The 23,077-nt window shown below is 34.9% G+C and carries 22 protein-coding genes; 9 read left to right on the plus strand and 13 right to left on the minus strand.

Going from position 1 to position 23,077, the window contains the following annotated elements; genetic code table 11:
• From AACZ41_RS05565 to AACZ41_RS05610, 10 genes are all read right to left on the minus strand, one after another.
• Window positions 1-255, minus strand: a complete 255-nt coding sequence (locus AACZ41_RS05565; protein ID WP_339627363.1) for a phosphopantetheine-binding protein — start codon at window positions 253-255, stop codon at window positions 1-3.
• Between the two features lie 59 nt (window positions 256-314).
• On the minus strand, window positions 315-1,589 hold the full coding sequence (locus AACZ41_RS05570; RefSeq protein ID WP_339627364.1) for a beta-ketoacyl-[acyl-carrier-protein] synthase family protein: 1,275 nt from the start codon (window positions 1,587-1,589) through the stop codon (window positions 315-317).
• Entirely contained in the window at window positions 1,582-2,034 is a 453-nt protein-coding gene (locus AACZ41_RS05575) for a FabA/FabZ family ACP-dehydratase (protein ID WP_339627365.1), read from the minus strand. The genes AACZ41_RS05570 and AACZ41_RS05575 overlap by 8 nt, the downstream gene beginning before the upstream one ends.
• A 10-nt stretch (window positions 2,035-2,044) precedes the next feature.
• The gene (locus AACZ41_RS05580) at window positions 2,045-2,827 is read right to left on the minus strand and encodes an SDR family oxidoreductase (RefSeq protein ID WP_339627366.1); all 783 of its coding nucleotides are present in this window, start codon (window positions 2,825-2,827) and stop codon (window positions 2,045-2,047) included.
• Between the two features lie 19 nt (window positions 2,828-2,846).
• Window positions 2,847-3,902 carry a type III polyketide synthase gene (locus AACZ41_RS05585; protein ID WP_339627367.1) on the minus strand — a complete coding sequence of 352 codons (1,056 nt, stop codon included), beginning with the start codon at window positions 3,900-3,902 and terminating at the stop codon, window positions 2,847-2,849.
• A 23-nt stretch (window positions 3,903-3,925) separates the two neighbouring features.
• A complete protein-coding gene (locus AACZ41_RS05590) occupies window positions 3,926-4,633 on the minus strand; it encodes a methyltransferase domain-containing protein (RefSeq protein ID WP_339627368.1) in 708 nt (235 codons plus the stop codon).
• Window positions 4,633-5,757 carry an FAD-dependent monooxygenase gene (locus AACZ41_RS05595; RefSeq protein WP_339627369.1) on the minus strand — a complete coding sequence of 375 codons (1,125 nt, stop codon included), beginning with the start codon at window positions 5,755-5,757 and terminating at the stop codon, window positions 4,633-4,635. The genes AACZ41_RS05590 and AACZ41_RS05595 overlap by 1 nt, the downstream gene beginning before the upstream one ends.
• A gap of 77 nt (window positions 5,758-5,834) precedes the next feature.
• Window positions 5,835-6,527: an OmpA family protein gene (locus tag AACZ41_RS05600; RefSeq protein ID WP_339627370.1), complete on the minus strand. Its 693-nt coding sequence runs from the start codon at window positions 6,525-6,527 to the stop codon at window positions 5,835-5,837.
• 29 nt (window positions 6,528-6,556) lie between these two features.
• Window positions 6,557-7,036, minus strand: a complete 480-nt coding sequence (locus tag AACZ41_RS05605) for a lipocalin family protein (protein WP_339627371.1) — start codon at window positions 7,034-7,036, stop codon at window positions 6,557-6,559.
• Window positions 7,037-7,183: 147 nt separating this feature from the next.
• Window positions 7,184-9,160, minus strand: a complete 1,977-nt coding sequence (locus AACZ41_RS05610) for a dehydrogenase E1 component subunit alpha/beta (RefSeq protein WP_339627372.1) — start codon at window positions 9,158-9,160, stop codon at window positions 7,184-7,186.
• Window positions 9,161-9,280: 120 nt separating this feature from the next.
• Here AACZ41_RS05610 and AACZ41_RS05615 point away from each other — a divergent pair, with 120 nt between their 5' ends.
• From AACZ41_RS05615 to AACZ41_RS05640, 6 genes are all read left to right on the plus strand, one after another.
• Complete coding sequence (locus tag AACZ41_RS05615; protein WP_339627373.1) at window positions 9,281-10,231, plus strand: 2-oxoglutarate and iron-dependent oxygenase domain-containing protein; 951 nt, start codon at window positions 9,281-9,283, stop codon at window positions 10,229-10,231.
• A 60-nt stretch (window positions 10,232-10,291) separates the two neighbouring features.
• Entirely contained in the window at window positions 10,292-11,536 is a 1,245-nt protein-coding gene (locus AACZ41_RS05620) for an outer membrane beta-barrel protein (RefSeq protein ID WP_339627374.1), read from the plus strand.
• A gap of 9 nt (window positions 11,537-11,545) precedes the next feature.
• Window positions 11,546-11,875, plus strand: coding sequence for a translation initiation factor (locus AACZ41_RS05625; RefSeq protein ID WP_339627375.1), 330 nt, complete (start codon window positions 11,546-11,548; stop codon window positions 11,873-11,875).
• A 107-nt stretch (window positions 11,876-11,982) separates the two neighbouring features.
• On the plus strand, window positions 11,983-12,915 hold the full coding sequence (locus tag AACZ41_RS05630; RefSeq protein WP_339627376.1) for a DUF1835 domain-containing protein: 933 nt from the start codon (window positions 11,983-11,985) through the stop codon (window positions 12,913-12,915).
• Between the two features lies 1 nt (window position 12,916).
• On the plus strand, window positions 12,917-13,783 hold the full coding sequence (locus AACZ41_RS05635; protein ID WP_339627377.1) for a nucleoside phosphorylase: 867 nt from the start codon (window positions 12,917-12,919) through the stop codon (window positions 13,781-13,783).
• 426 nt (window positions 13,784-14,209) lie between these two features.
• Complete coding sequence (locus tag AACZ41_RS05640; protein ID WP_339627378.1) at window positions 14,210-15,055, plus strand: substrate-binding domain-containing protein; 846 nt, start codon at window positions 14,210-14,212, stop codon at window positions 15,053-15,055.
• A gap of 1 nt (window position 15,056) precedes the next feature.
• Here AACZ41_RS05640 and AACZ41_RS05645 read toward each other — a convergent pair whose 3' ends face one another.
• Both AACZ41_RS05645 and AACZ41_RS05650 read right to left on the minus strand, forming a co-directional pair.
• Window positions 15,057-15,485, minus strand: a complete 429-nt coding sequence (locus AACZ41_RS05645) for a response regulator (protein WP_339627379.1) — start codon at window positions 15,483-15,485, stop codon at window positions 15,057-15,059.
• A gap of 82 nt (window positions 15,486-15,567) precedes the next feature.
• Window positions 15,568-16,233 carry a uracil-DNA glycosylase gene (locus AACZ41_RS05650; RefSeq protein WP_339627380.1) on the minus strand — a complete coding sequence of 222 codons (666 nt, stop codon included), beginning with the start codon at window positions 16,231-16,233 and terminating at the stop codon, window positions 15,568-15,570.
• A gap of 217 nt (window positions 16,234-16,450) precedes the next feature.
• On the opposite strand from AACZ41_RS05650, the gene AACZ41_RS05655 reads away from it, so the two are divergent.
• Entirely contained in the window at window positions 16,451-18,622 is a 2,172-nt protein-coding gene (locus AACZ41_RS05655) for a DNA mismatch repair protein MutS (protein ID WP_339627381.1), read from the plus strand.
• Window positions 18,623-18,807: 185 nt separating this feature from the next.
• Here AACZ41_RS05655 and AACZ41_RS05660 read toward each other — a convergent pair whose 3' ends face one another.
• A complete protein-coding gene (locus AACZ41_RS05660; RefSeq protein ID WP_339627382.1) occupies window positions 18,808-20,361 on the minus strand; it encodes a thiol-activated cytolysin family protein in 1,554 nt (517 codons plus the stop codon).
• A 310-nt stretch (window positions 20,362-20,671) separates the two neighbouring features.
• Between AACZ41_RS05660 and AACZ41_RS05665 the strand changes: the two genes are divergently transcribed.
• Window positions 20,672-22,573 (plus strand): tetratricopeptide repeat protein, encoded by a 1,902-nt coding sequence (locus tag AACZ41_RS05665; protein WP_339627383.1) that lies wholly within the window; start codon window positions 20,672-20,674, stop codon window positions 22,571-22,573.
• A 40-nt stretch (window positions 22,574-22,613) separates the two neighbouring features.
• A complete protein-coding gene (locus tag AACZ41_RS05670) occupies window positions 22,614-23,018 on the plus strand; it encodes a DUF393 domain-containing protein (RefSeq protein ID WP_339627384.1) in 405 nt (134 codons plus the stop codon).
• Window positions 23,019-23,077: the final 59 nt, after the last annotated feature.

A 23,077-nucleotide genomic window follows, 5' to 3' on the forward strand; every position in this document is an offset into this window, starting at 1 on the left:
TTATTTACTTTTCAGTTTAGCATCGATAATTGCCATGGCATCGTTTACGGTTTGCATTTGGTTCATATCATCATTTTCTAATCGAATATCAAAAGCATCTTCTACATCTAATACAATGTCTACTAGGTTCGCGGAATTTATATTTAAATCATTCATGAAATGACTATTCTGCTCAATATCTGCAACAGTTACATCTTCCGGTAGATATATTTTAATAATATCCTTCAATGTCTGATATTTATCCTCTTCTAGCATCTTTTTATATTTTTATACCAAAAGGTATTTTTTGTTTTTTAATTGAGTATCATACGAATTCAATCGGAATAGGCTTTAAAAATAACACATGCATTAACATCACCAAAGCCAAAACTAGCTTTGGCAATTATTTTAGGGATATGGCGCAAAGTTTTTCTCGGAATACAAACTTCTGAAATTAATGATTGTATTTCAGTATGAATATCGTCACAATTTACATTCTTAAAAACCACCTGTTCTTGAAATTGTAAAATAGTCGCTACACTCTCTATACTCCCCGCTGCTGCCAAACAATGTCCAATAGAGCCTTTAAAGGAATTGATATACGGAAAATCTTTTCCCGAACGATTCAAAGCCTTACTCCAATTCTCAATTTCTAACGCGTCTTTCGCCGTAGCGGTCAAATGGCCATTAATTACATCTACTTCATTTGCTTTAATGCCCGAATTGAGTATGGCATTGCGAATACAACGCTGAACGGCAATACTGTTAGGTGCTGTCATAGAACCTTCACCTAATTGTCCGCCACTATTAATTTCTCCGCCTAAAACTTCGGCATAAATATGCGTACCTCTATTTTGAGCACTTTCTAAGGATTCCAAAACAAGGGCTCCTGCCCCACTACCGGGAATAAATCCGCTAGCCGATGCACTCATGGGTCTACTAGCTTGCGAAGGATTATTATTATAAGCTCTTGGCAAAATACGCATAGCATCAAACCCACCCCATACATACGGACCGCTATCACTGCAGCTACCCGTCAGCATAATCTCAGCTTTACCCTGACTTATACGATCATATGCCATTATAATGCCTTCTGTACCTGTCGTACAGGCAGCGGAATTGGTTGTTACTTGATTACCACAACCTAACAAGCCGCCTAAATAGGCGCTAATACCACTGGCCATCGTTTGTATTACAGAAGTACTGCCCAATCTTCGAACATTTCCCTCATCGATAAGGTGAATGGCTTCCCTGAACTTATCTACCCCCAAAATACCGGTACCGAAAAGTATACCTCGTTCCCAGCAAGGCTCTTCTGTCACATTCCCTTCTAAACCAGCATCTTTCCAAGCATCTACTCCGGCTATTACCCCATATACGATTCCTGTAGCATTTAATCCCCTTCTCTCTAGCGGTGTAAAATAATCATCTATACGATTATCTTTCACCAAGGGCTCACCAGCTATTTGACAACCAAATCCTAATTTTTCTAAGATGGGTTGATGACGTATGCCGCTTTTACCTTCTTTTAAGGATTGGGTAAAATCAGCAAGTCCGACACCATTTGGTGCACATACTCCTAACCCCGTAATCACAACACGTCTACTCATTATTTACACCTATCATGCCCGCCAATATACCTTTACAGACCAGTTTACCTTCTTCATTATACATTTTAACGTTGCATTTTAACTTATGAAATCTAAAGTAAATAAGTTCTGATTGTACACGAACCCTTTCTCCGGGAAAAACAGGCAATAAAAACTCCATTTGAGAACTACTCATCCCTATTTTTAAGTCCTCGATCTTACTTTCTTCTCCCAAAAGGTAAATCCCCAAACTTACTAGACCAATTTGAGCACAACACTCTGTTAAGAGTACTCCTGGTGTAACTGGGTTATCCTTAAAGTGTCCCTTGTAAAATGCGGCATCAGGTTTAAATGTATATATTCCTTCTGAACTTTTCTCTCCTACATTTAAAATCTCATCAACAAACAGAAAAGGCTCCGAGTATGGTAATTTATTCACAATCCACTGAAATGTTTTTATTGTCATCGATTATATCTTAAATCAAACTTTCACCGCCATCTACTTTGATTACGGTACCAGTAATCCACTTTGCTTCATCGGTAGTCAACAAATAAACCGCATTGGCAACATCATCAGGAGTTGTTAATCGATTATTAGGATTGCGCTTCAATGCATTCGCCTTAATCTGCTCATAACCCGGAATCATAGATAATGATTTGGTCATCGTTATGCCTGCCTGAATACAATTCGCTTTTATACCGATTGGTGCAAATTCTAACGCAATGCTACGGGTTAATGCCTCTAACGCTACTTTGGCAACAGATACTGCGCTATAATTAGGTAAAGCCTTGGTATTACCTTCACTTGTAAACGAAATTATTCTAGTATCTGAGGCAAATAAATTAGTTGCGACCAATGCCTTGGTCCAATCATAAAGACTCAAAGCCATTGCATCGAAGGTTATTCTAAAATCGGTATCAGTAAGGGTTGAATTACTTTCAGAATACATAGGCTTTAATGTCCCTTTTGCCACGCTATGCACCAAAACTTTGATTTGATGCCCTTCGGGTAATTGGAGTTCTATATCGGAAATGATGCCTGAACGCTTTTCTGCATTTAAAGCATCGGCATTCAATGTAATAAGTTGATTTTCATAAGAACGGATTTCTTCAAATGAAGTTTCAATATCCACCATATCAGAACGTCTATCTCTATGAACTACTATGATGTGATACCCATGACTTGCTAATTTCTTTGCAGTAGCTAAACCAAGTCCGCTGCTACCGCCTAAAATCAATGCCCAAAGATTAGTATCCATTTTTCATCTTCTTGATTAATTACCATTCAATTAAAACTCGCTGTGCAGAAAAACCCGGACCAAAACTTAAAATGAGTCCTTGTTCTCCTTTTGGTATATCCTTTTCCAAAAAACGCTCTAAAACGTATAGAACCGTAGCACTGCTCATATTACCATACAGTCTTAAAACTTCGCGTGTATCATCTATATTCTTTCCTAAGGCACCAAATAAGGATTCTACGGTTTGTACTATTTTTTTTCCTCCGGGATGAAATATAAGATGGTCGACTTTATGAATATCGCTTCCATGTTTTTTCAAAAATGGGTGAACAATATCCGAAAAATGATTTGATATTGTTTCTGGGACCGCTGGATCTAGAATCATCTTTAATCCATTATTGGTCAAATCGAAACCCATCATATGTGTCGCATCTTTAAAATGGTACATATCTTCCCCAACAATCTTAGGCCCTACAGCATCATCTTCCGATGATAACAATACGCAAGCCGCACCATCACCAAAGATGGCAGCGCTTACCATATTGGCCATAGAATAATCATTAAGTTGGAAGGTTGCAGTGGGACTCTCAACGGAAACCAAAGCTATTCTTTTTCCAGGATTAGATTTAAGAAAATTATGGGCATAAATAAGTCCTGACACGCCTGCAGCACAACCCATTTCGGTTACAGGCAAACGAACGATATCTTGACGCATACCCAGCTCATTGATTAAGTAGGCATCTAAGGATGGAATCATAATACCCGTACAACTTACCGTTATGATATAATCGATGGAATCTGCTCGCCAGCTACTCTTTTGAAGAGCGTTTCGTAGCACATTTGCTCCCATACGCTTTGCCTCCCTAACGTAAATTTTATTTTTATCTTCAAAAGTGGTGGCTACAAATACTTCTTCTGGGGGCATTATCGAATATCGCTTGTCTACCGCAGCACCTTCAAAAATCTTAATGACCTTACGCGTAAAGCGTTCTTCCTGACCGCTTAACCAAAATTCAACCAAGGGTAGAATATCCTTGGTATATCTAAAATACTCAGGCAATTCTTTAGTGACACTTACAATTCTAGTTTGATTCATAGTTGTTCTTAATCTTCAATCTACTACTTCTTTTTTAAAACCCATACATATCTAAAGGCCCATTTCCATTCAATTTGGTGGGATGCATTTTTTACTTGAGCTGCATACCCCACTACGTCTTTCTTTTTAAATGCTCTTTGTATGGATAACAAACCATCTTTTTTTGCAATTTCTGTCCTAATGAAAAAGAAACTAAATGCCTTGAACAAATAGTAAGCAATTGGGCTACGTTCTAAATCATTGATAACAACACCTAAAGAAGCAAGTGAGTTGAACTGATTTACAAATTGAACCACGCCTTTATCCGTGAAATGATGAAGAGTCAACGTAGTCATTACCACATCAATAGTATATTGGGAGAAATCAGCAGTTAAAATATCGGCTTCTAAATAGGTTATTTCGGGATATTCTGTCGAATAAAAGGTTGCTAATTCCAGTCCTTGCCTATTTAGGTCCACTCCTATCAACTTTAGTGGAATATTTCGTTTTCTAGCTTCTATAGCTAGCTTTCTCAGCATGGTACCTTCTGCGCAACCCATATCTAAAATCGTATACGATTCTTTATATTCTAATGTAAGTAACTCAAATACCGCATTTAAAGTGATATTATAACCACCTAACAACCTATTCACCCTATTAATATCTTGTAATATGGTATCCAGTTCTTTGGTCGTACCTGAATAGGTATCCATAATCTCAATTTCAGTACTACGTTGTGTAAAATCTACCATTAAGTTATCAATTCTCCGTGTGTCTTCTTTATAATATATTTTAGCAAGGTTTTCGATTTTCCAACGGTACGGATTCCCATTGAAACCATTGTTTTGTTCATTAAGATACGCTGCAATTTTCTACCGAACCATAAACGTTTGCTAAATGTTTTGGTCCAAACTTTTTTATAATCACGCTCTAACTGATGTCGCTCGTAATTTGAATCATCAAAATATTGCATTACCAATTCAGAGGCAATTTTAGCACTATGAATTGCCATTGCCATTCCATTGCCACAAAGTGGATGTATTAAACCTGCTGTATCACCACACATCAGCATATGATCGACCACAGCATCTTTTTTATCAAAGGAAATCTGAGCAATGGTCATGGGTTGAGCAAATAACGGTTTTGAACTAGATAAAAACGAATTCAGAAAAGGGTTTTTTGCCACCACCTCGCTATTGAAAGCGGTGATATCTTTATATTTTTTAAAAGTTGTATAATGCGCAAGGTAACAGAAATTGATTGCGCCAGATTCCGTTTTGGAGAGTCCACCGTATCCTCCGTCAAAATTATGTAAACCCACTAGTTCATTAGGGAAATCAAGTGATTGATAATGAGCTTTAACTGCCAGCCAAGAGTTCTTTTTGAGACTAAAGTCCCTTTCCATATTTTTATCTAATACAGAACGCTTACCATAGGCCCCTAAAACGATTTTGGAAGTATACTTATTAGTTGCTGTAGTAATTGAAAAAGTATCATCCTTAAACTCTGTTCTAATTACTTTTTCGAAAAAGAAAATTACTCCCAATTCCTTGGCACGTTTGTAAAGTAAATTATCCAACGCATATCTACTTATCCCAAAACCCCCGAGTGGCAATTCTGTTTCTACCAAATAGCCTTTTTGAGTAGAAATTTGAAACTGTGTAATATCAACTGCCCCGACCGAACCAGGAAAAAGACCCAATCTATTAAAATAAGGCAATATCTCCTTAGACACGTATTCACCACATACCTTATGATGCGGGTATGTGTTCATTTCAAATACTCCAACAAACTTACCTTCTAAAGCCAAATGAATAGCAGAAGTAAGCCCTGCAAGACCGCCGCCTATAATAAGTGTATCATATTCTTTCACCATTGGGAAGTTACACCAAAAACAAAAAGCCCTGCAAATGCAGGGCTTTTATTTTAAATCAATACCAAAATAAGTGTTTCTTAATTGGTTTGTGTCTTTGCTTCTTGCTTTAAAGACTCGCTAGCAACAATCGCTAATTCAACTCTTCTATTTTTTGCTTTACCTTCCGTAGTTGTATTATCGCCTACAGGTTGAGTTTCACCGTACCATTTAGTATCGAAACGACTTGCATCAATTCCTTTGCTAATTAAGTAATTGGTAACCGACTCTGCTCTTTGTTTAGACAAATTCATGTTATACTCATCAGCACCTGCACTATCAGTATGGCCTTCAACTAAAATATTAGATTGTGGATATTCTTTAAATATACCAACTAATTTATCTAAAGTAGTAGCCGATGTACCTTGAACGTTCGACTTATTGGTTGCGAAGTAAACACCTGCATCTTCATTGAAAGTAACATTAATACCTTCACCAACCCTTTTTACTTCTGCACCTGGTATTTCTTCTTCAATACGTTCTGCTTGTCTGTCCATTCTATTACCTATATAACCACCTGCAGCACCACCAATAGCAGCGCCTAAAATAGCTCCAAGAGCAGTGTTATTACCACTACCAACATTATTACCCAAAACACCACCTATAACTGCACCACCGGCAGCACCAATAACGGCACCTTTTTGAGTTTTATTTGCGTTTTTAACCGTACTACAGCTCATTACCATGGCAAGAGCGATTATGTAACTAGTTTTACGTATTATCATTGTTTTCATAAACTTAAATTTAATTTTAAAGTTGGTTATTATTTTTTAGTGAACTCATATACTACGTTTACCGCAGTACCGTCTACCATAACGTTAGATTTCAAAATCATTGCATATTCAGTTATTGTTTCAATATTTAAACGGTAGCCCGCTCCACCAGAAATATCCTGATTCTTTTCATTGATAAATTTAAACTGTAATTGACTAGTATAATTTTCTTCACGCTCTACAACAGACCATCTAATGTAGCGGTCTCCACCATTACAGAAAGTTGACGGACTAATAGTATATCTACCAGTACTGTTATTGTCGCGAAAGAACCATTCACTGCCTTCAAGACAAATATCTTCAACGTCATTAAATAAAACTGCTTTTACATTTCCAGTGTTACCTTCAAAAGCAACATTGTTCAATGTCCATGTGCCGCTTAATAAGTTTCTTTTACCGCGAGCATCTTTTGAAACAGAGCAAGAGGATACTAAAAGAACAATACTAAATAGCCAAATCATTTTTTTCATAAGTAAATTTATTAGGTTTAATTCTATATACGTTAATTGTTAGTTTTTGGATGGATTACTATCCTTTATATTCCAATCTATAATGCAAAGATGCATCTTAATTTAAGGACCCTTTGGCTCTTTTAACAATATTGTTAACGTATATACTTAATAAGCAGTAAGTTCTAGTAAAACAGACTCAAATCTAGATTTTGCAAGGTATTGTTGTTCTAATTTTGAGTCAAATGGAATTGGAGTCTCCAAACTACCTACTCTACGTATAGGTCCATCTAAATATTCGAAACAATTTTCCATTACTAAAGCTGAAATATCGCTTGCAATACCTCCAAATAAACTATCTTCTTGTAGTATGATAAGTTTCCCCGTTTTTTTTACGGAATCATAAATAGCATTAATATCTAAAGGCTGCAAGGTTCGTAAATCTAATAGGTCTGCCTGAATTTCTATATTATTATCTAAAGTTTCTAATGCCCAATGAACTCCAGCACCATACGTAACTATAGTAATAGCAGTACCTTCTCGAAGAAGACTAGCCTTACCAAAGGGTAGCGTATAATAATTGACCGGCACTTCTTGATACATACTTCTATATAGGCCCTTATGTTCGAAAAATAGCACAGGGTTAGGGTCCTCAATAGCAGTTGCCAGTAAACCTTTAGCATCATAAGGAAATGCTGGATACACCACTTTAAGTCCTGGGGTTTTAGTAAACCAAGCTTCATTGGTTTGAGAATGAAAAGGACCAGCTGCTACACCACCACCACACGGCATACGTATAACAACGTCAGCTTTTTCTCCCCATCGGTAAAAACTCTTTGCTAAATAATTCACAATTGGATTGAAACCAGTACTGGCAAAGTCGGCAAATTGCATTTCCATTACGGCTTTGGCGCCATTTATTGACAACCCCATTGCAGCAGATACTATTGCCGATTCACAAATTGGCGTATTACGTACACGCTCCTTACCAAAATCTTCAACAAAACCGTCCGTAATTTTAAAAACCCCTCCATATTCAGCAACATCTTGCCCCATGATAACAAGATTGTCGAACTTTTTCATTGATGCTCTTAATCCGTCAGAAATCGCATCGATTAAACGTATTTTTTTAGTATGTATACTAGGTGTATTATCTTTATAATCAAAATTTTGATATACCTCACTTAATTCTTTACTTTCATTAGGAATTATCGATTCTTCGGAGTATGCTCTTTGTAAATGTTCATCGATTTCGGCTTGAATTTCAGTTCTAATACCATCTATAATGTCATCTGTAAGTATTTTTTCTTTCTTTAAAAAAGAAGTGAAATTCTCTAAAGGATCCTTCTCTGCCCAGGTATCTAAAAGTTCTTGTGGTACATATTTGGTACCACTAGCTTCTTCATGTCCGCGCATACGAAAGGTTTTAAATTCAAGTAAAACCGGTCTAGGATTATTTCGCATATCCTCTACCAATTCCGATACTTTAGTATATACTTCTAAAATATTATTACCATCAATAATATGAGATTCCATTCCGTAACCAATTCCTTTATCGGCCAGGTTTTCACATCTAAACTGCTCATTGGTAGGTGTTGATAATCCATATCCATTATTTTCAATACAAAACAAAACAGGTAATTCCCACACGGCAGCAACATTTAATGCTTCATGAAAATCACCTTCACTAGTTGCTCCTTCACCTGTAAATACAGCGGTTACTCTTTTTTCATTTCGCAATTTATGTGCAAGGGCAATACCATCTGCAACACCTAACTGTGGTCCCAAGTGAGAAATCATTCCTATTATCTTGAACTCCTGTGTGCCAAAATGAAAACTTCGGTCGCGCCCTTGTGTAAAGCCGCTTGCCTTACCTTGCCATTGTGTAAAGAGTCGATACAATGGTATTTCTCTAGTGGTAAATACCCCTAAATTTCTATGCATCGGTAAAATATACTCATCACCATTCAATGCACTGGTTACCCCTACCGATATAGCTTCTTGCCCTATACCGCTAAACCATTTAGAGACTTTGCCCTGACGCAAAAGAATTAACATCTTCTCCTCAATCATACGAGGCTTAAGCATTGATTTAAAAAGGGTTATCTTAATATCGTTAGCTACTTGAAAAGGTTTATAATTCATAAAGAGTATATAATTTGCTAATAAAATATAAATGTAACAAAAATGCGTTCATCAAGTATCATTTATAACACTGCCGTAAATCCGTAATAATTATTAATTTTACATAAATTCCATAAAAACATGAGCTTGGTACCTAGTGTTGATTTGTCAGATTTTCTTTCGGAAGATCCAAAAAGAAAACAAAAGTTTATTAATGAAATTGGCAAGGCCTTTGAAGACATCGGTTTCGTTGCCTTAAGCGGACATTTTCTTTCTGATGAATTGGTAGACTCATTATATGCAGAAATTAAAAAATTTTTCAATTTACCTGAAGAGATAAAAGCTGGTTACCAAATAGAAGGTATTGGTGGTCAACGTGGATATACTTCATTTGGAAAAGAACATGCTAAAGGTAGAAAAGAAGGGGATTTAAAAGAATTTTGGCATTTCGGACAGTATGTGGAAGACAATCCTGAATTGGAGAAAGAGTACCCAGACAATGTTATCGTCAAAGAACTTCCAGAATTTAATCAAGTAGGCAAGGAAACCTATAAAATGCTCGAAAAAACAGCAAAATATGTTTTACGTGCACTGGCATTACATTTAAAACTAGATGAATTCTATTTTGATGATTATATAATGAATGGAAATTCAATCTTACGACCTATACACTACCCACCTATTACATCAGAACCTAAAAATGCAGTGAGGGCCGCAGCACATGGCGATATTAATCTGATTACCTTATTAATGGGTGCTCATGGTAAAGGTTTACAGGTTAAAAACCACGAAGGAGAATGGGTAGATGCTATTGCCAAGCCTGATCAATTAATGATCAACGTAGGTGATATGCTTTCGCGTTTAACCAACAATAAGTTATTATCTACCATACATCAAGTAGTTAACCCGCCAAGAGAACTTTGGGGAACTTCTAGATATTCTGTTCCATTTTTTATGCATCCGGTAAGTGAAATGCCTTTAAACTGTTTAGAAAACTGTATTGATGAGGAGCATCCTAAGTTGTATTCCGACATTACTGCAGGTGAGTTTTTGCATGAGCGATTGATTGAATTAGGATTAATAAAGAAGTAGTCGAAACCTGAATAATTTAAGTAGGAATTTTCCGTTCTATTTCTTTTAAATAAATCTATCATGAAAAGTTCCTACTTTAAATCCACTATTTTCTTTCTATTTTTAATTTCCACATGTATATCAACTTTTGGGCAAATAACGTTTGAAAAAGGATATTTTATTGACAATAGCGGTCAACAGACTGACTGTCTAATTAAAAATTTGGATTGGAAAAACAACCCTAAGTCATTTCAATATAAAACCACAACTTTAGGCGAAATAAGTACAGAAAATATTTTAAATGTTAAAGAATTCAGGGTTTACAATGGCTCTAAATATATTAAAACAACCGTAAACATTAATAGATCTTCTAACAAGGTGTCTGAATTAGATGGATTACGAGAGGTGAATTTTAGCAAAGAACAATTATTCCTAAAAGAACTCGTAGCAGGATCAGCTAATTTATATGTTTATGAGGAAGGTAATTTAATTCGCTTTTTTTATTCTATTAATAATGATGAACCACTTCAATTAGTTTACAAAAGATATAAAAAACAGAATATCCATGTTGCGGAAAACAATGAGTTTAGACAACAATTATTAAATTTATTAACATGTGATGATGTCGTGGTTAATCGTATTAAAAATTTATCATATGACGAGAAATCATTGAAAAAAATATTTGATGATTACAATTCATGTAACGACCCATCCAACTATATTGTTACTGCCTCAACAAATAAAATTAAATTAAATTTTAAAATAAGGCCTAGATTAAACAATACTTCTTATGAGGTTAAATCAACCGGAGCTCAAGCATTTAATGCAAATTTCGGAACACAAAACATTTTTAGTGTTGGAACTGAAATAGAGGCAATCTTACCTTTCAATAAAAATAAATGGTCAATTATTATTGAGCCGACATACCAAGAGTATTCAAATGAAACCGAATCACAGACCACAACCAATTTTAATAGTGTAACATATAATGCAGAGGTAAAATACTCATCTATTGAATTACCTATCGGAATTAGACATTATATTTTTTTATCTAAATCAGTAAAAGCATTTTTGAATGCTTCAATTTTGGCAGATCTTCCCTTTAATTCTCACCTTACCTATCCAAATCTTAATAGAACTACACCTAGAATTGAATTTGGATTAAATATTAGCCCTGCTTTTGGATTTGGAATAGATATATCTAATAAATTTAGTATTGAGGGGAGATATCTTGGAAAAAGAGAAGTGTTCGCAAATGTGACTGACGATGATTTAATTTCTGAATTCGGAGGGTTTTCTATAATTTTAGGGTATTCACTTTTTTAATCTATACCAATGGACTTAAAAGACCAATTAAAGAATCTTTTTCCCGATCATGAACCGCAAGATGTTCCATCCGAAAAGGAGAATGAAAATAAAATCTGGTTACAAGACGATCCTATTATTTGCAAGTATGAAAAACGTAAGGGGAAACCGATTACAATTTTAGAAGGATATACAGGCGCTAATGAGGATTTTAAAAAGTTGGCAAAAGAAATAAAGACCAAATTAAGTGTTGGTGGTAGTTTTAAGGATGATAAAATTATTGTTCAAGGGGATTATCGCGAGAAAATCATGACCATTTTAAAAGATAAAGGATTCAAAGTCAAACGTGTAGGTGGGTAAGAAATTCAAATCGTTTATATGTTAACTTCTATTTGTTTTCTGTTAAATTATTTTATAACGTTGTTATAAGTGTTATTTTTAATCCAATCAAACTAAATCAAACTGGTATGAGTTCTCTTTTACACATTACCAATGGGGATAATTTTACCCAACGTCTCCAAAAATTAAACCTCGATGGCGATGTAATCACATGGAACGAGATGCTATGTGAAGGTAAAACTCTACCAACCGTTGGAACAGAAACATTTTGGAAAGCAAGATTCGAATTCCTTCATAAAAATTATAAAGTTTCTAAATCGTGGTTCATTGAAAAGACTTTAAAAGAATATCGATCATTATGTAGCCATAAGCAGCAAGACCAAATTATATTGTGGTTTGAGTATGACCTTTTTTGTCAAGTGAACATGCTTGCGGTAATCAGTTGGTTATTAACACATCGTAAATATGCTCAAATTTCTTTAGTTTGTAGTGGCAAAGAAGATGATACTGATAAAATGTATAGTCTGAACGAGCTTACAGATGAACAATTGCTCAATTTATACAATAATAAAAAAGAATTAACACAAGACGATGCTGAGTATGCAGACTATGTTTGGCAATTATACTGTAGCAATAACCCTATACGCTTAGAGAATTTAACCGATTTTAAAGATTATCAGTTCGATTATTTAGGTGATGCAGTAAAGTCACACTTAAAAAGGTTTCCAAGTATTACAAACGGTTTAAATAATATGGAAAATACCATATTACGTTTGGCTCTTAATGAAAAACCTAAATCAAAGACGGAGTTCATGCAGGTTATCCTTAAAAATCAAGGGAATTTAGGTTTTGCCGACACACAGTACGATAGGGCAATAACCCGCTTAAAACCTTTAATAACAAGCTTGAATCCTGTTCGTTTGTCCAAAAAAGGTAAAGAAATTCTAGAAGGTAAAACAAGTTATTATTCGTGTATTCAAGATAATGATGTGTATTTAGGAGGTGCATTAAAGTATAATTTTCTTTACAACACCGATTCGAACAGAATTTTAAAGTTATAGCATGCAATTAAAGCCTGCTGAGCTTATTTTAAATGAAGATGGAAGCATATACCATCTTAATTTACTCCCAGAAGATTTAGCCACCACTATTATTACCGTAGGTGACCCCGATAGGGTTAGCCAGGTTTCTGGTCATTTTGATAGTGTTGAAGTTAAAAAGGGAAAACGAGAATTTGTTTCTCATACCGGATATAAGAACGGAAAAAGAATTTCGGTCATTTCAACCGGTATTGGCACAGATAATATTGATATCGTTTTAAATGAACTAGATGCTTTGGTTAATATTGATTTCAAGACTAGAACGATAAAAAAGAATCATACTCCCTTAAAAATTGTTCGAATCGGTACGAGTGGTGCCATTCAAAAAGAGATTCCCGTAGATTCTTTTTTAATGAGCGAATATTCAATGGGTTTCGACGGACTATTACATTTTTACGAGCATGAAAATTTTAGCCATGTCCAAATTGAAGAAGCTTTTATCGCATATACCTCTTGGGATAAAAAAAAAGCAAGGCCATATGTGCTTAATTATTCGGGAAAACTAGGAGGAATTTTCAAAGACAATCGTATACGATTAGGATTCACAGCAACAAATACAGGCTTCTACGGACCACAACAGCGCCAATTAAGACTAAAGCCCAGTCAAATGGAATTAATGGAAAAATTATCGTCATTTAGGTACGAAGGCCTGTCTTTAACCAATTTAGAAATGGAAACTTCCGGTATTTATGCCCTTTCTCAGCTACTAGGTCATGAGGCAGTTTCGATGAATTGTATTTTAGCCAATAGGTCGACCGGTGAATTTTCTAGTAATCCGACAAAGTCAGTCGATGAGTTGATTAAGTTCTGTCTTGAACGGTTGGCTTAACATGCATTTAGAACAAATTTCAATTTAGTAGTCCTATCTTCACGCAAAGCTTACCATGAAAAAGAATAATTTAGAGCATAGAGATATGAATCGACTATACCTAAATGGGCGTGTATTACAAGAAGTAGGAAATAGAGCAAATTCCAAATTAAAAGGGTACAATCACCTAACCATTTGATTTCATTTTATAAACTATCACTTTAAGTAAATTAATGTAACTTTAATAAAATCATATATTTGATTTAAATTTTTAAATAAGTTTTGTTTAATTGTGCGTTTAGAAATTTTTCAACAACAGAATCCAATGACCATTAAAAAACTATAATTTTAAATTTGAATTAATAAAAAACCAAAGTAAACTTCAATAAGGAAACAACTCCAGATTGATAAAAATATGCCTATTTCAACCACTTTTAAATAAACTAAATGAAAACCGTTAAAATTATTGGGGTACCCGAACATTTCAATTTACCGTGGCATTTAGCCATTGAAGAAGGTGCTTTTGAAGAAAGAGGAATTGATTTAACATGGACGGATATACCTGAAGGTACCGGTAAAATGTGTGATCTATTAAAAAATAAAAAAACCGATTTAGCCATTATTCTTACTGAAGGAATTGTAAAAAGTATTACAGAAGGAAATAGGGTCAAGATTATTCAAGAATATATCTCCTCTCCCCTGCTTTGGGGTATTCATGTAGATGCCAATAGCACCTATAAGTCGCTTGAAGAATTAAAAGATACAACAGCTGCTATTAGTCGTTTTGGCAGTGGAAGTCATCTTATGGCCTATGTACAGGCCAAACAAATGGGTTGGAATACAGAAAAACTGAATTTCAATTTAGTAAATAACCTAAATGGTGCAGTAGAAAGTCTATCCACTGCTAAATCGGACTATTTTATGTGGGAACGTTTTACAACCAAACCATTGGTTGATAGCGGTATTTTTAGACATTTAGGTAATTGCCCTACGCCTTGGCCATGTTTTGTATTGGTAGGAACTGATGAATTTCTATCAGAAAATAAGAGTTTGGTAAAACATATTCAAGAAATCATTAATATGTATACCGCAGAATTTAAGCAGATCCCTCGAATAGATTCTACTTTAGCAAATCGCTATCATCAAAAATTAGAAGATATTCAAGAATGGCTACAAATAACCGAATGGAGCCAGAAGCAACTACCAGAAGACACTTTGATGAAAATTCAAGAAACGTTGAAAGAGCTAGATTTAATAGATAAATACGTTCCCATATCAAAAATTTTAAATTAATTTAAATCGTAGCTAAATTAAAATGCTTTTGAATTAATTCTTTAAATGTTTCATCGGATAAAGGTTTTTGAGAGAAATCGGCAATGAATTCATTGGTTACAGCTCTATCCTTATCTTCTTGATTATCACTGATCGTAACCAAAACTATCGTGATTTGTTCTTTTAACTTTTTTGGCACCAACTCTTCGTACGATTTCATGAACTGCCATCCGTCCATAATTGGCATTCTTAAATCAAGCATTACCATACATGGCAATTCTAATTCGTCTTGCCCTTTACCTAAAATAAAATCAAGTGCTTCTTGACCGTTGAGCGCAGAATTGATTTCTACATCTAAGTCCAATTTATTTATAAAAATTGAATGCAAAAAGTTGCTTGCCTCATCATCATCTACTAGTAATATTGAATTCAACCTACCTAAATTGCTCATGAATTTATTGTTAGTTATGAGTGTATATTTATTTCTAAAAAGAGATTGTTTCTGAAAGTTAGAAAAAATCTAAATAACTAACTTACCAAATAATAGATTTATTGCCTAAATCATTCAATATTTTGTTACAAGTTGAAAAATGGTTGTTGCCGAACCAATATCCACGGTTAGCACTTAAAGGCGATGGATGACCAGATGTGAGTATGTGATGTTTGCTAGAATCAATTAATTTAGCCTTTTTCTTAGCGAAACCTCCCCATAACATAAACACAAGATCCGTTCTTTCTTCTGATAATGTTGATATTACTGAATCTGTGAACTTTTCCCATCCTTTCTTTTGATGGCTTCCTGGCTCATGCGCTCTAACTGTAAGCGTAACATTTAGCAATAGAACACCTTGGTCGGCCCATCTTTCTAAATTTCCACTTTCAGGATAGACCACTCCTAAATCTGATTCTATTTCTTTGAAAATATTCACCAAAGAAGGTGGATGTTTTATTCCATCTTTAACTGAGAAGCATAAACCATTTGCCTGATTAGGCCCATGATATGGGTCTTGCCCTATAATAACCACTTTAACATTTAAAAAAGAACAATGCTCAAAAGCCGAAAATATCTCTGCTTTTTTTGGATAGCATGTATATTCATCATATTCTTTTGTAATGAATTCGGTAAGTTCTTTAAAATATGGCTTTTCAAGTTCAGATTTTAAATAGTGTTCCCAACTTGATGGTAATGTTAAATCCATAAATAGTATAAATTATGCTTAGTAATACCAAAATTAGTGTTCTCGATGATTTTAAACTTCATTAAACTGATCTTTGAAATTAACTAAGCAAATTTAATAACAACGTTTATTAGAATATTTCAGTTTAGGATAGGGATATTTTTTGGAGTATTAACGGTAATCCTGTTTTTCTCATATGAGTGGCAATCCGTACCTTTGCGGCTTATTATACCATAACGTGGCGAACATACATCCCAAAACATTACAAGACTTAGAATTTCCATCAGTATTAAAACAAGTATCTGCTCGTTGCCATACACAATTGGGTAAAGAAGCCGCATTAGCAATTGCTCCATTTACTACTGATGAAGTGATTAAATTAGAGCTAGGAAAAACAGCAGAATACCTTTCTTCGCTAATAAGTGAAAATCGTATTCCAATACATGGTTTCGATAGTATTAATGCAGACCTTAGACTTCTAAAAATTGAGAATACCACTCTAGAATTGCAAGGGTTTAAACGTATTGCAAGTATTTGTACCACGGTAGCCTTGCACCATAAATTCTTTAAAAAATTCAAAGATTATTATCCGCTTTTTAATGATTTCGTATTTAGATTAGAACCCAATACGCAAATACCAGATTTAATCAATAATGTAATTGACCGTTTTGGAGAGGTTAAAGACAATGCTTCTGATTCACTTTTTAGCATTCGAAGACAAATAAATCAGGTACGTGGCAAAATTACTCAAAGTTTTGCCTCCGCATTAAATACGTACCAAGCATCCGACTATTTGGATGAAATTCGAGAGTCCGTCGTAGAAAATCGAAGGGTTTTAGCGGTTAAAGCAATGCACCGAAAAAAAGTAAAAGGGGCTGTAATGGGAACTTCAAAAACCGGTAGTATTGTATATATTGAACCGGAAGCGGCCTTAAAGTATAGTCGCGAACTCAATAATTTAGAATTTGAGGAAAAAGAAGAAGTGCAACGCATTCTTAAGCAACTCACAAGCCAAATAAGGCCCTTTAGAGCGCTTTTAAAAGACTATCAGGAATATTTAACCCAAGTAGACCTTATCGCGGCAAAAGCTAAGTACGCTGAAGATATTGATGCTATATTGCCAAAAATAAATAACAATAATCGTCTATATCTTCGAGACGCTTTTCATCCATTGCTTTTTTTAAACAATAAACGTAAAGGTGAAAAGACATTCCCTCAGACCATAGAATTACATAACGAAAATCGCATTATTGTTATCTCAGGACCCAACGCAGGTGGTAAAAGTATTACCCTAAAAACAATAGGTTTACTGCAGGTAATGCTACAAAGTGGTCTTTTGATTCCTGTTCATGAACGTAGCGAAGTATGTTTTTTTAAAAGAATTTTAACCGATATAGGTGACAATCAAAGTATTGAAAATCATTTAAGTACGTATAGTTATCGATTAAAGAACATGAACCAATTTTTGAAACGATGTGATAACCAAACACTATTCTTAATTGATGAGTTTGGTACGGGAAGTGATCCAGAATTAGGTGGGGCATTGGCCGAAGCATTTTTAGAAGTATTCTACGAACGTGGTTCATTTGGCGTAATCACAACCCACTATGCGAATCTTAAAGCCCTTGCTAATGAGTTACCCCATGTAACGAATGCTAATATGCTTTTTGATGGAAAAACTCTTGAACCTACTTTTCAATTGATTTTAGGGCAGGCCGGTAGTTCGTTTACATTTGAGGTTGCCCAGAAGAATGGCATCCCCTACTCGCTTATAAATAAGGCCAAGAAGAAGATTGAGCGTGGTAAGGTTCGTTTTGACGCTACGATAGCCAAACTGCAAAAAGAGCGTAGTAAAATGGTTGAAACTGGCTCTAGATTAAAGGAGGAAGAGGAAAAAGCACGAGAAGAAAACGAGCGTTTAGAAAAATTGAATGCGAAGGTCAAGTCAAAATTGGAGAACTATCAAGAACTGTACGACCACGACCAGCGAATGATTCAATTAGGGAACAAAGTGAATGTTGCGGCAGATAAGTATTTTCAGGACCATAAGAAACGCCCTTTGGTTTCGGAATTATTACGTATCGTAGAAACGGAAAATAGTAAGCGTAAAAAGAAAACGGCTAATCAAGCAAAAGCTGAACGTACTAAAAAAGTTCAAGTGGCAAAAGAAGTACAAAAAGAAGTTGAGGTAATTCGAGAAAAGAAGAAGGTCGAAAAGAAAAAAGCTATTTATAAAGAAAAGAACAAGCCTCGCCCAGTTTTTAACATTGGAGACCGAGTTCGTATGACCGATGGTAAAGCTGTTGGTAGTATCGATAAACTTGAAAAAAACAAAGCTGTTGTAAATTATGGAATCTTCACCACCAATGTTAGTGTGGACCAACTTGAAATGGTTGAAAAGAAAAAATAATATTATATAACAATGGTTATAAAGTAGTTACATGTAATCGTATACGATAATTGTTAGTTTTAAACACCTTATATTTATACTCTATTGTACATGGAATAATAATTTTATTATTAAAACAGCCGGCATCAAGTTGTTGAACCCAACCTGAGCGGCCAGCTGCCAAGTGCTAACTCCTATTCTGTTTTTCAATTACATGAAACTGGGGTCAAATAAATGCGGAATCCTTGTAAAATACCATCATTGGTAATTTCAAAACATTTTTGTGAGCTTATATATCCGTAGCTTTTCGTATCTCCAAATTTGGTCCATACAAAAGCATCTTGAAACTGGAATTCCACTTTAACATCATGAGCTCCGTTTGGAGGACTTACAACCTTCCGCTGGCCATTGTTAACAGTTGTGTACCCACCTACGGTAGTATTATTTCCGTTACGGCTTTTATAGATAAATCTAAATCTAATGTCAAAAATAGAATTATTATCTACATCTAAACTTTCATGGTCATAAGCATAAGTATTACATGTTTCCAATCTATAATCGGTATTATAACCCATCTTCGCAACCCTATTATCTTTTAAATATTTAACGGTATATGCAATGGGTGCTCCTGGGTTTTCTCGACTGTACAAGGCCCCTTCCGATATAACATAATTAAGTCCCCCAGATTGCGCAACATCACTGCCGGTAATCACTTTTGAAGCGATTTCGGCATTGCCACCAATAGTAACTACGTTTATCGTCGATTTCTCCAAGATAGATCTATACTTCGCTTCAACAGAAGCGTCAACATCTTTGCCGATACTTGCATACTCAAGAGCGGCATCTAATTCTACACTTGTTTCTGTGCTAGTGGTTTCCATACGTACCATTATAATTCTACCATATTGTACGGAACTTACGTAGGCAGGCGGTGTTGATGAGCTCACAGCAGATTTCACTTGAGACAAATCTATCTGCGCTCCAAATACCTGTGCTGGGGTTTCTGGCGTTTCCATAACTATCTCGTAAAAAACTTGACGATATAGAATGGCGGCGACTCTTTTGGTGGTGGTATTATCATAACTAAATTGAGACTCGAATGAAGAACCAGATGCCCATTCCACTCCCACTCCTAAATCTAAACTCATTTGTTGTGAAGAATAGGCAGTGGTAGATTCATAAAATGCATTAGAGGCTATTTCGTACCCTTGCGGTGCAATTTCTTGGTTCCAATACTCCAGACCATCATCTATTGCCGTTTGTACATTAGTGAATGTAGGATTTTCCACAGTTAAGGTTCCCCTTTCCCCTATTCCAGGTAAATCTAAACGTAACTTCATAGGCGCTCTTTGAATCTGCAAGGGCTCGGGCGCACCGTCTAACATTTCCGTATTACCTATAACTAAAGCTCCAGGGTAAACTACTCCCAAAGTGGGATCAAAAATTGCCACATCCTCAAAATTCGAACGGATACTATAATCATCTGTTCTACATTCTTCAACAGATCCTAAATTCGTGTCTTTCACTGGATTTCCTTCATTAACATTTTTACCGGTATTGGATTGAATATTCAATAATTCGTCCGGGTTGTAGGTGAGCTTGGTCAAGTAGGCATTAATACTGTCTGCCTCTACTCCAGTTACTGATTCGTTTTCCAATATAGGCTCAATACTATCCTTTCCACATGAAATGATTAGAACGGAAATACATAGAGCGAACCCCGTTTTTGATAATTTAAATTGTTGCATAATTGTTTTCATAATTTCTTGACTTTATAGATTCAACACCATAAAAATATCTAGTAATCAATTATTTATATAATTTCAACTATGGACAAACTATGGACAGATACAACAAAAGTTTTAGACTTCAGAAATGGACCACACTGTTTTTTACAAATACACCAAATCTATGTAACATCAATTAGAATAGGACTTCCCATCTTTTTTTTTAAAAAAAGTGTTCAAAATAGTATGGACTTAGTATGGACAAGAAGGTTTTAGCTCTTTTATCACCTTTTTTAAAAAATGCATTATCCTTAACTTGAGTTAGTTATTTAAATCAAAATTTATGAAACCAACCGAATTCACCATATTAATACTATTGTTCTCTGGTATATGGTTACAAGCTCAGGATAGACAAAAAGAGTTGGATAGCTTAATTCATTATGCAGCATCGTTACCTGAGGATACCCTGAAAGCAAAAGTTTTATCTAGAATTCACGAAAGAATGATGTTTATGGATAATGAAAAAGCTTTCATTTATGCAAAACAAGCACAAGACCTATCAGGAAAAATCGGATATAAAAAAGGGGTGGCCAATGGTTACTTACAATTCGGGAATTATTATTATAACCAATCCAGAAATGATTCAGCATCATTTTATCACAACTTAGCACTGAAGGAATTTAAAAATATGAATTCTGTTAAAGGCCAAATATTTGCACTTCATTCCCTGGCGACCATTGAAAGAGAAAAAGGTGATTTTGACAATGCTATTGAGCTAACCAATTCTATATTAGAAATGTATACTGATGAAAATCGAAAGAATACAGATTTAGGAAATTTTGACCTAAGAGGCTCGGAGTATGAAGTTTTGGGAGGTATATATTTTGAAAAAGGAAATTATAGGATTGCCCTAGAAAATACGTTAAAGTCTTTGCGCTTTTTTGAAGGTATTGACGATATAGTTAGAAAGGGTGATGCCTTAAAGCAATTGGCTGATATTGAATACCAATTAGGTAATTATAAAACGAGTCTCGAATATGCTCTAGAAGCCATTACAATTTACGAGCGGAATGATGACAAAATCTATCATAGTTTTGCTGCTAATGCTGCTGGTTTAGCAGCTGAACAGCTGAAAGATTTGCCGCTTGCACGCAACTTGTTACAAGAATCTATACAATTAGCAAGAGAAATGAATATTCGGTCTATGATTGCCCAAAACCTTAATGGATTAGCCAGGCTAGATTATAACGAACAGAACTTTAAAAGGGCAGAAACTTATTTAGATGAATCTATTCAAATAGCCCAACAAGAGGACATAAAGTTTGATTTGACCGAAGCTCATAAAGAAATGGCAAATCTTAATATTGCCAAAAACAATTATAAACTTGCTTTGAAAAGTATTAATGAGGTAATTCAAATAGCAAGGGAAATTGAAGCATTACCAACTTTGAGGGATGCCCTGATGATCAGGGCAAACATTAGGAATAAATTAAATTATAATGATTTAGCATATTTAGATTTAAATGAGTTCCAAGCACTTAATGATAGTTTACTTAATGAGAGAAAGACCGAACAAATAGAAGAATTAAAAACTATCTACAAAATCGAGAAAAAAGAAGCTGAAATTGCACTTCAAAAAGAAGAAATCAAAACCTTAAATGAAAAGGCGAAAGTTGACAAATTAACAAAAGGACTTTATGCTGGCGGAATGGCCTCTGCCCTCGCCCTGTTTGTAATTTCCGTTTTTGGATTTCGTCAACGAACGAAGAAAAATCGTATCGCCAGGGAAAAACAGGAAGAGATTTACAAACAGGAAATAGAGCATAAACGAAAAGAATTGGCCAGCCAGACACTCCATCTTGTTCAGAAAAACACCTTTATACAAGAATTGATGGATAATTTGGAAAACATTAAAAACTCCCCTGAAAAGTTTAAAATGGAATTTCGTCGTATTGTAATGCTCTTAAAAAAGGAAAATGCCTCAGATAAAGATTGGGAAATTTTTAAAACATACTTTGCCGATGTTCATAACGACTTTGACCAAAAATTAAAGACGTTATATGCCGATATTTCAGAAAAAGAAATACGTTTAGCAGCCTTTTTACGAATGAATCTGACCACCAAAGAGATTGCGGCCACCTTAAATGTACTACCTGATAGTATTTTAAAGTCAAAATATCGTCTGAAAAAGAAACTTGGCCTGGACAAGAAAACAGATTTGACCAGTTTCTTAAATACGTTATAAAGTTGCAAGTTTTAATATGGACCTATTGTATCTTTAATCCGTGGAAAACTACAAGAAAATAATCCTTTTTGATGGCGTTTGTAATCTGTGCAACGCTACTGTTCAATTTGTCATTAAAAAAGACAAAAAAGATTTATTTAGATTTACTCCCTTACAGAGTGACACAGGTAAAAAGCTACTTACTGAAAGAAATATTGACACAGAAGATATTGATTCTATAATTTTGATAGAGCCCAATGTAGCTTATTACACGAAATCTACCGCTGCTCTAGAAATAGGTAAAAATTTGAATGGCTTACGAACACTATCCTCCATTTTGCTATGGCTACCTGAGACTTTTAGAAATATCGTATACGATTTTGTAGCGAAAAATCGCTATAAATGGTATGGAAAAAAAGACTCTTGCATGATTCCAACCGAAGAATTAAAAAATAAATTTATTTAACATTCGAAGTTTTGTGCAATTGTTAATTTATTTTATCACAATACATGAAATTTTTATTC

Origin of the sequence: uncultured Maribacter sp. (assembly GCF_963974015.1) — a bacterium.
Lineage (GTDB): Bacteria > Bacteroidota > Bacteroidia > Flavobacteriales > Flavobacteriaceae > Maribacter.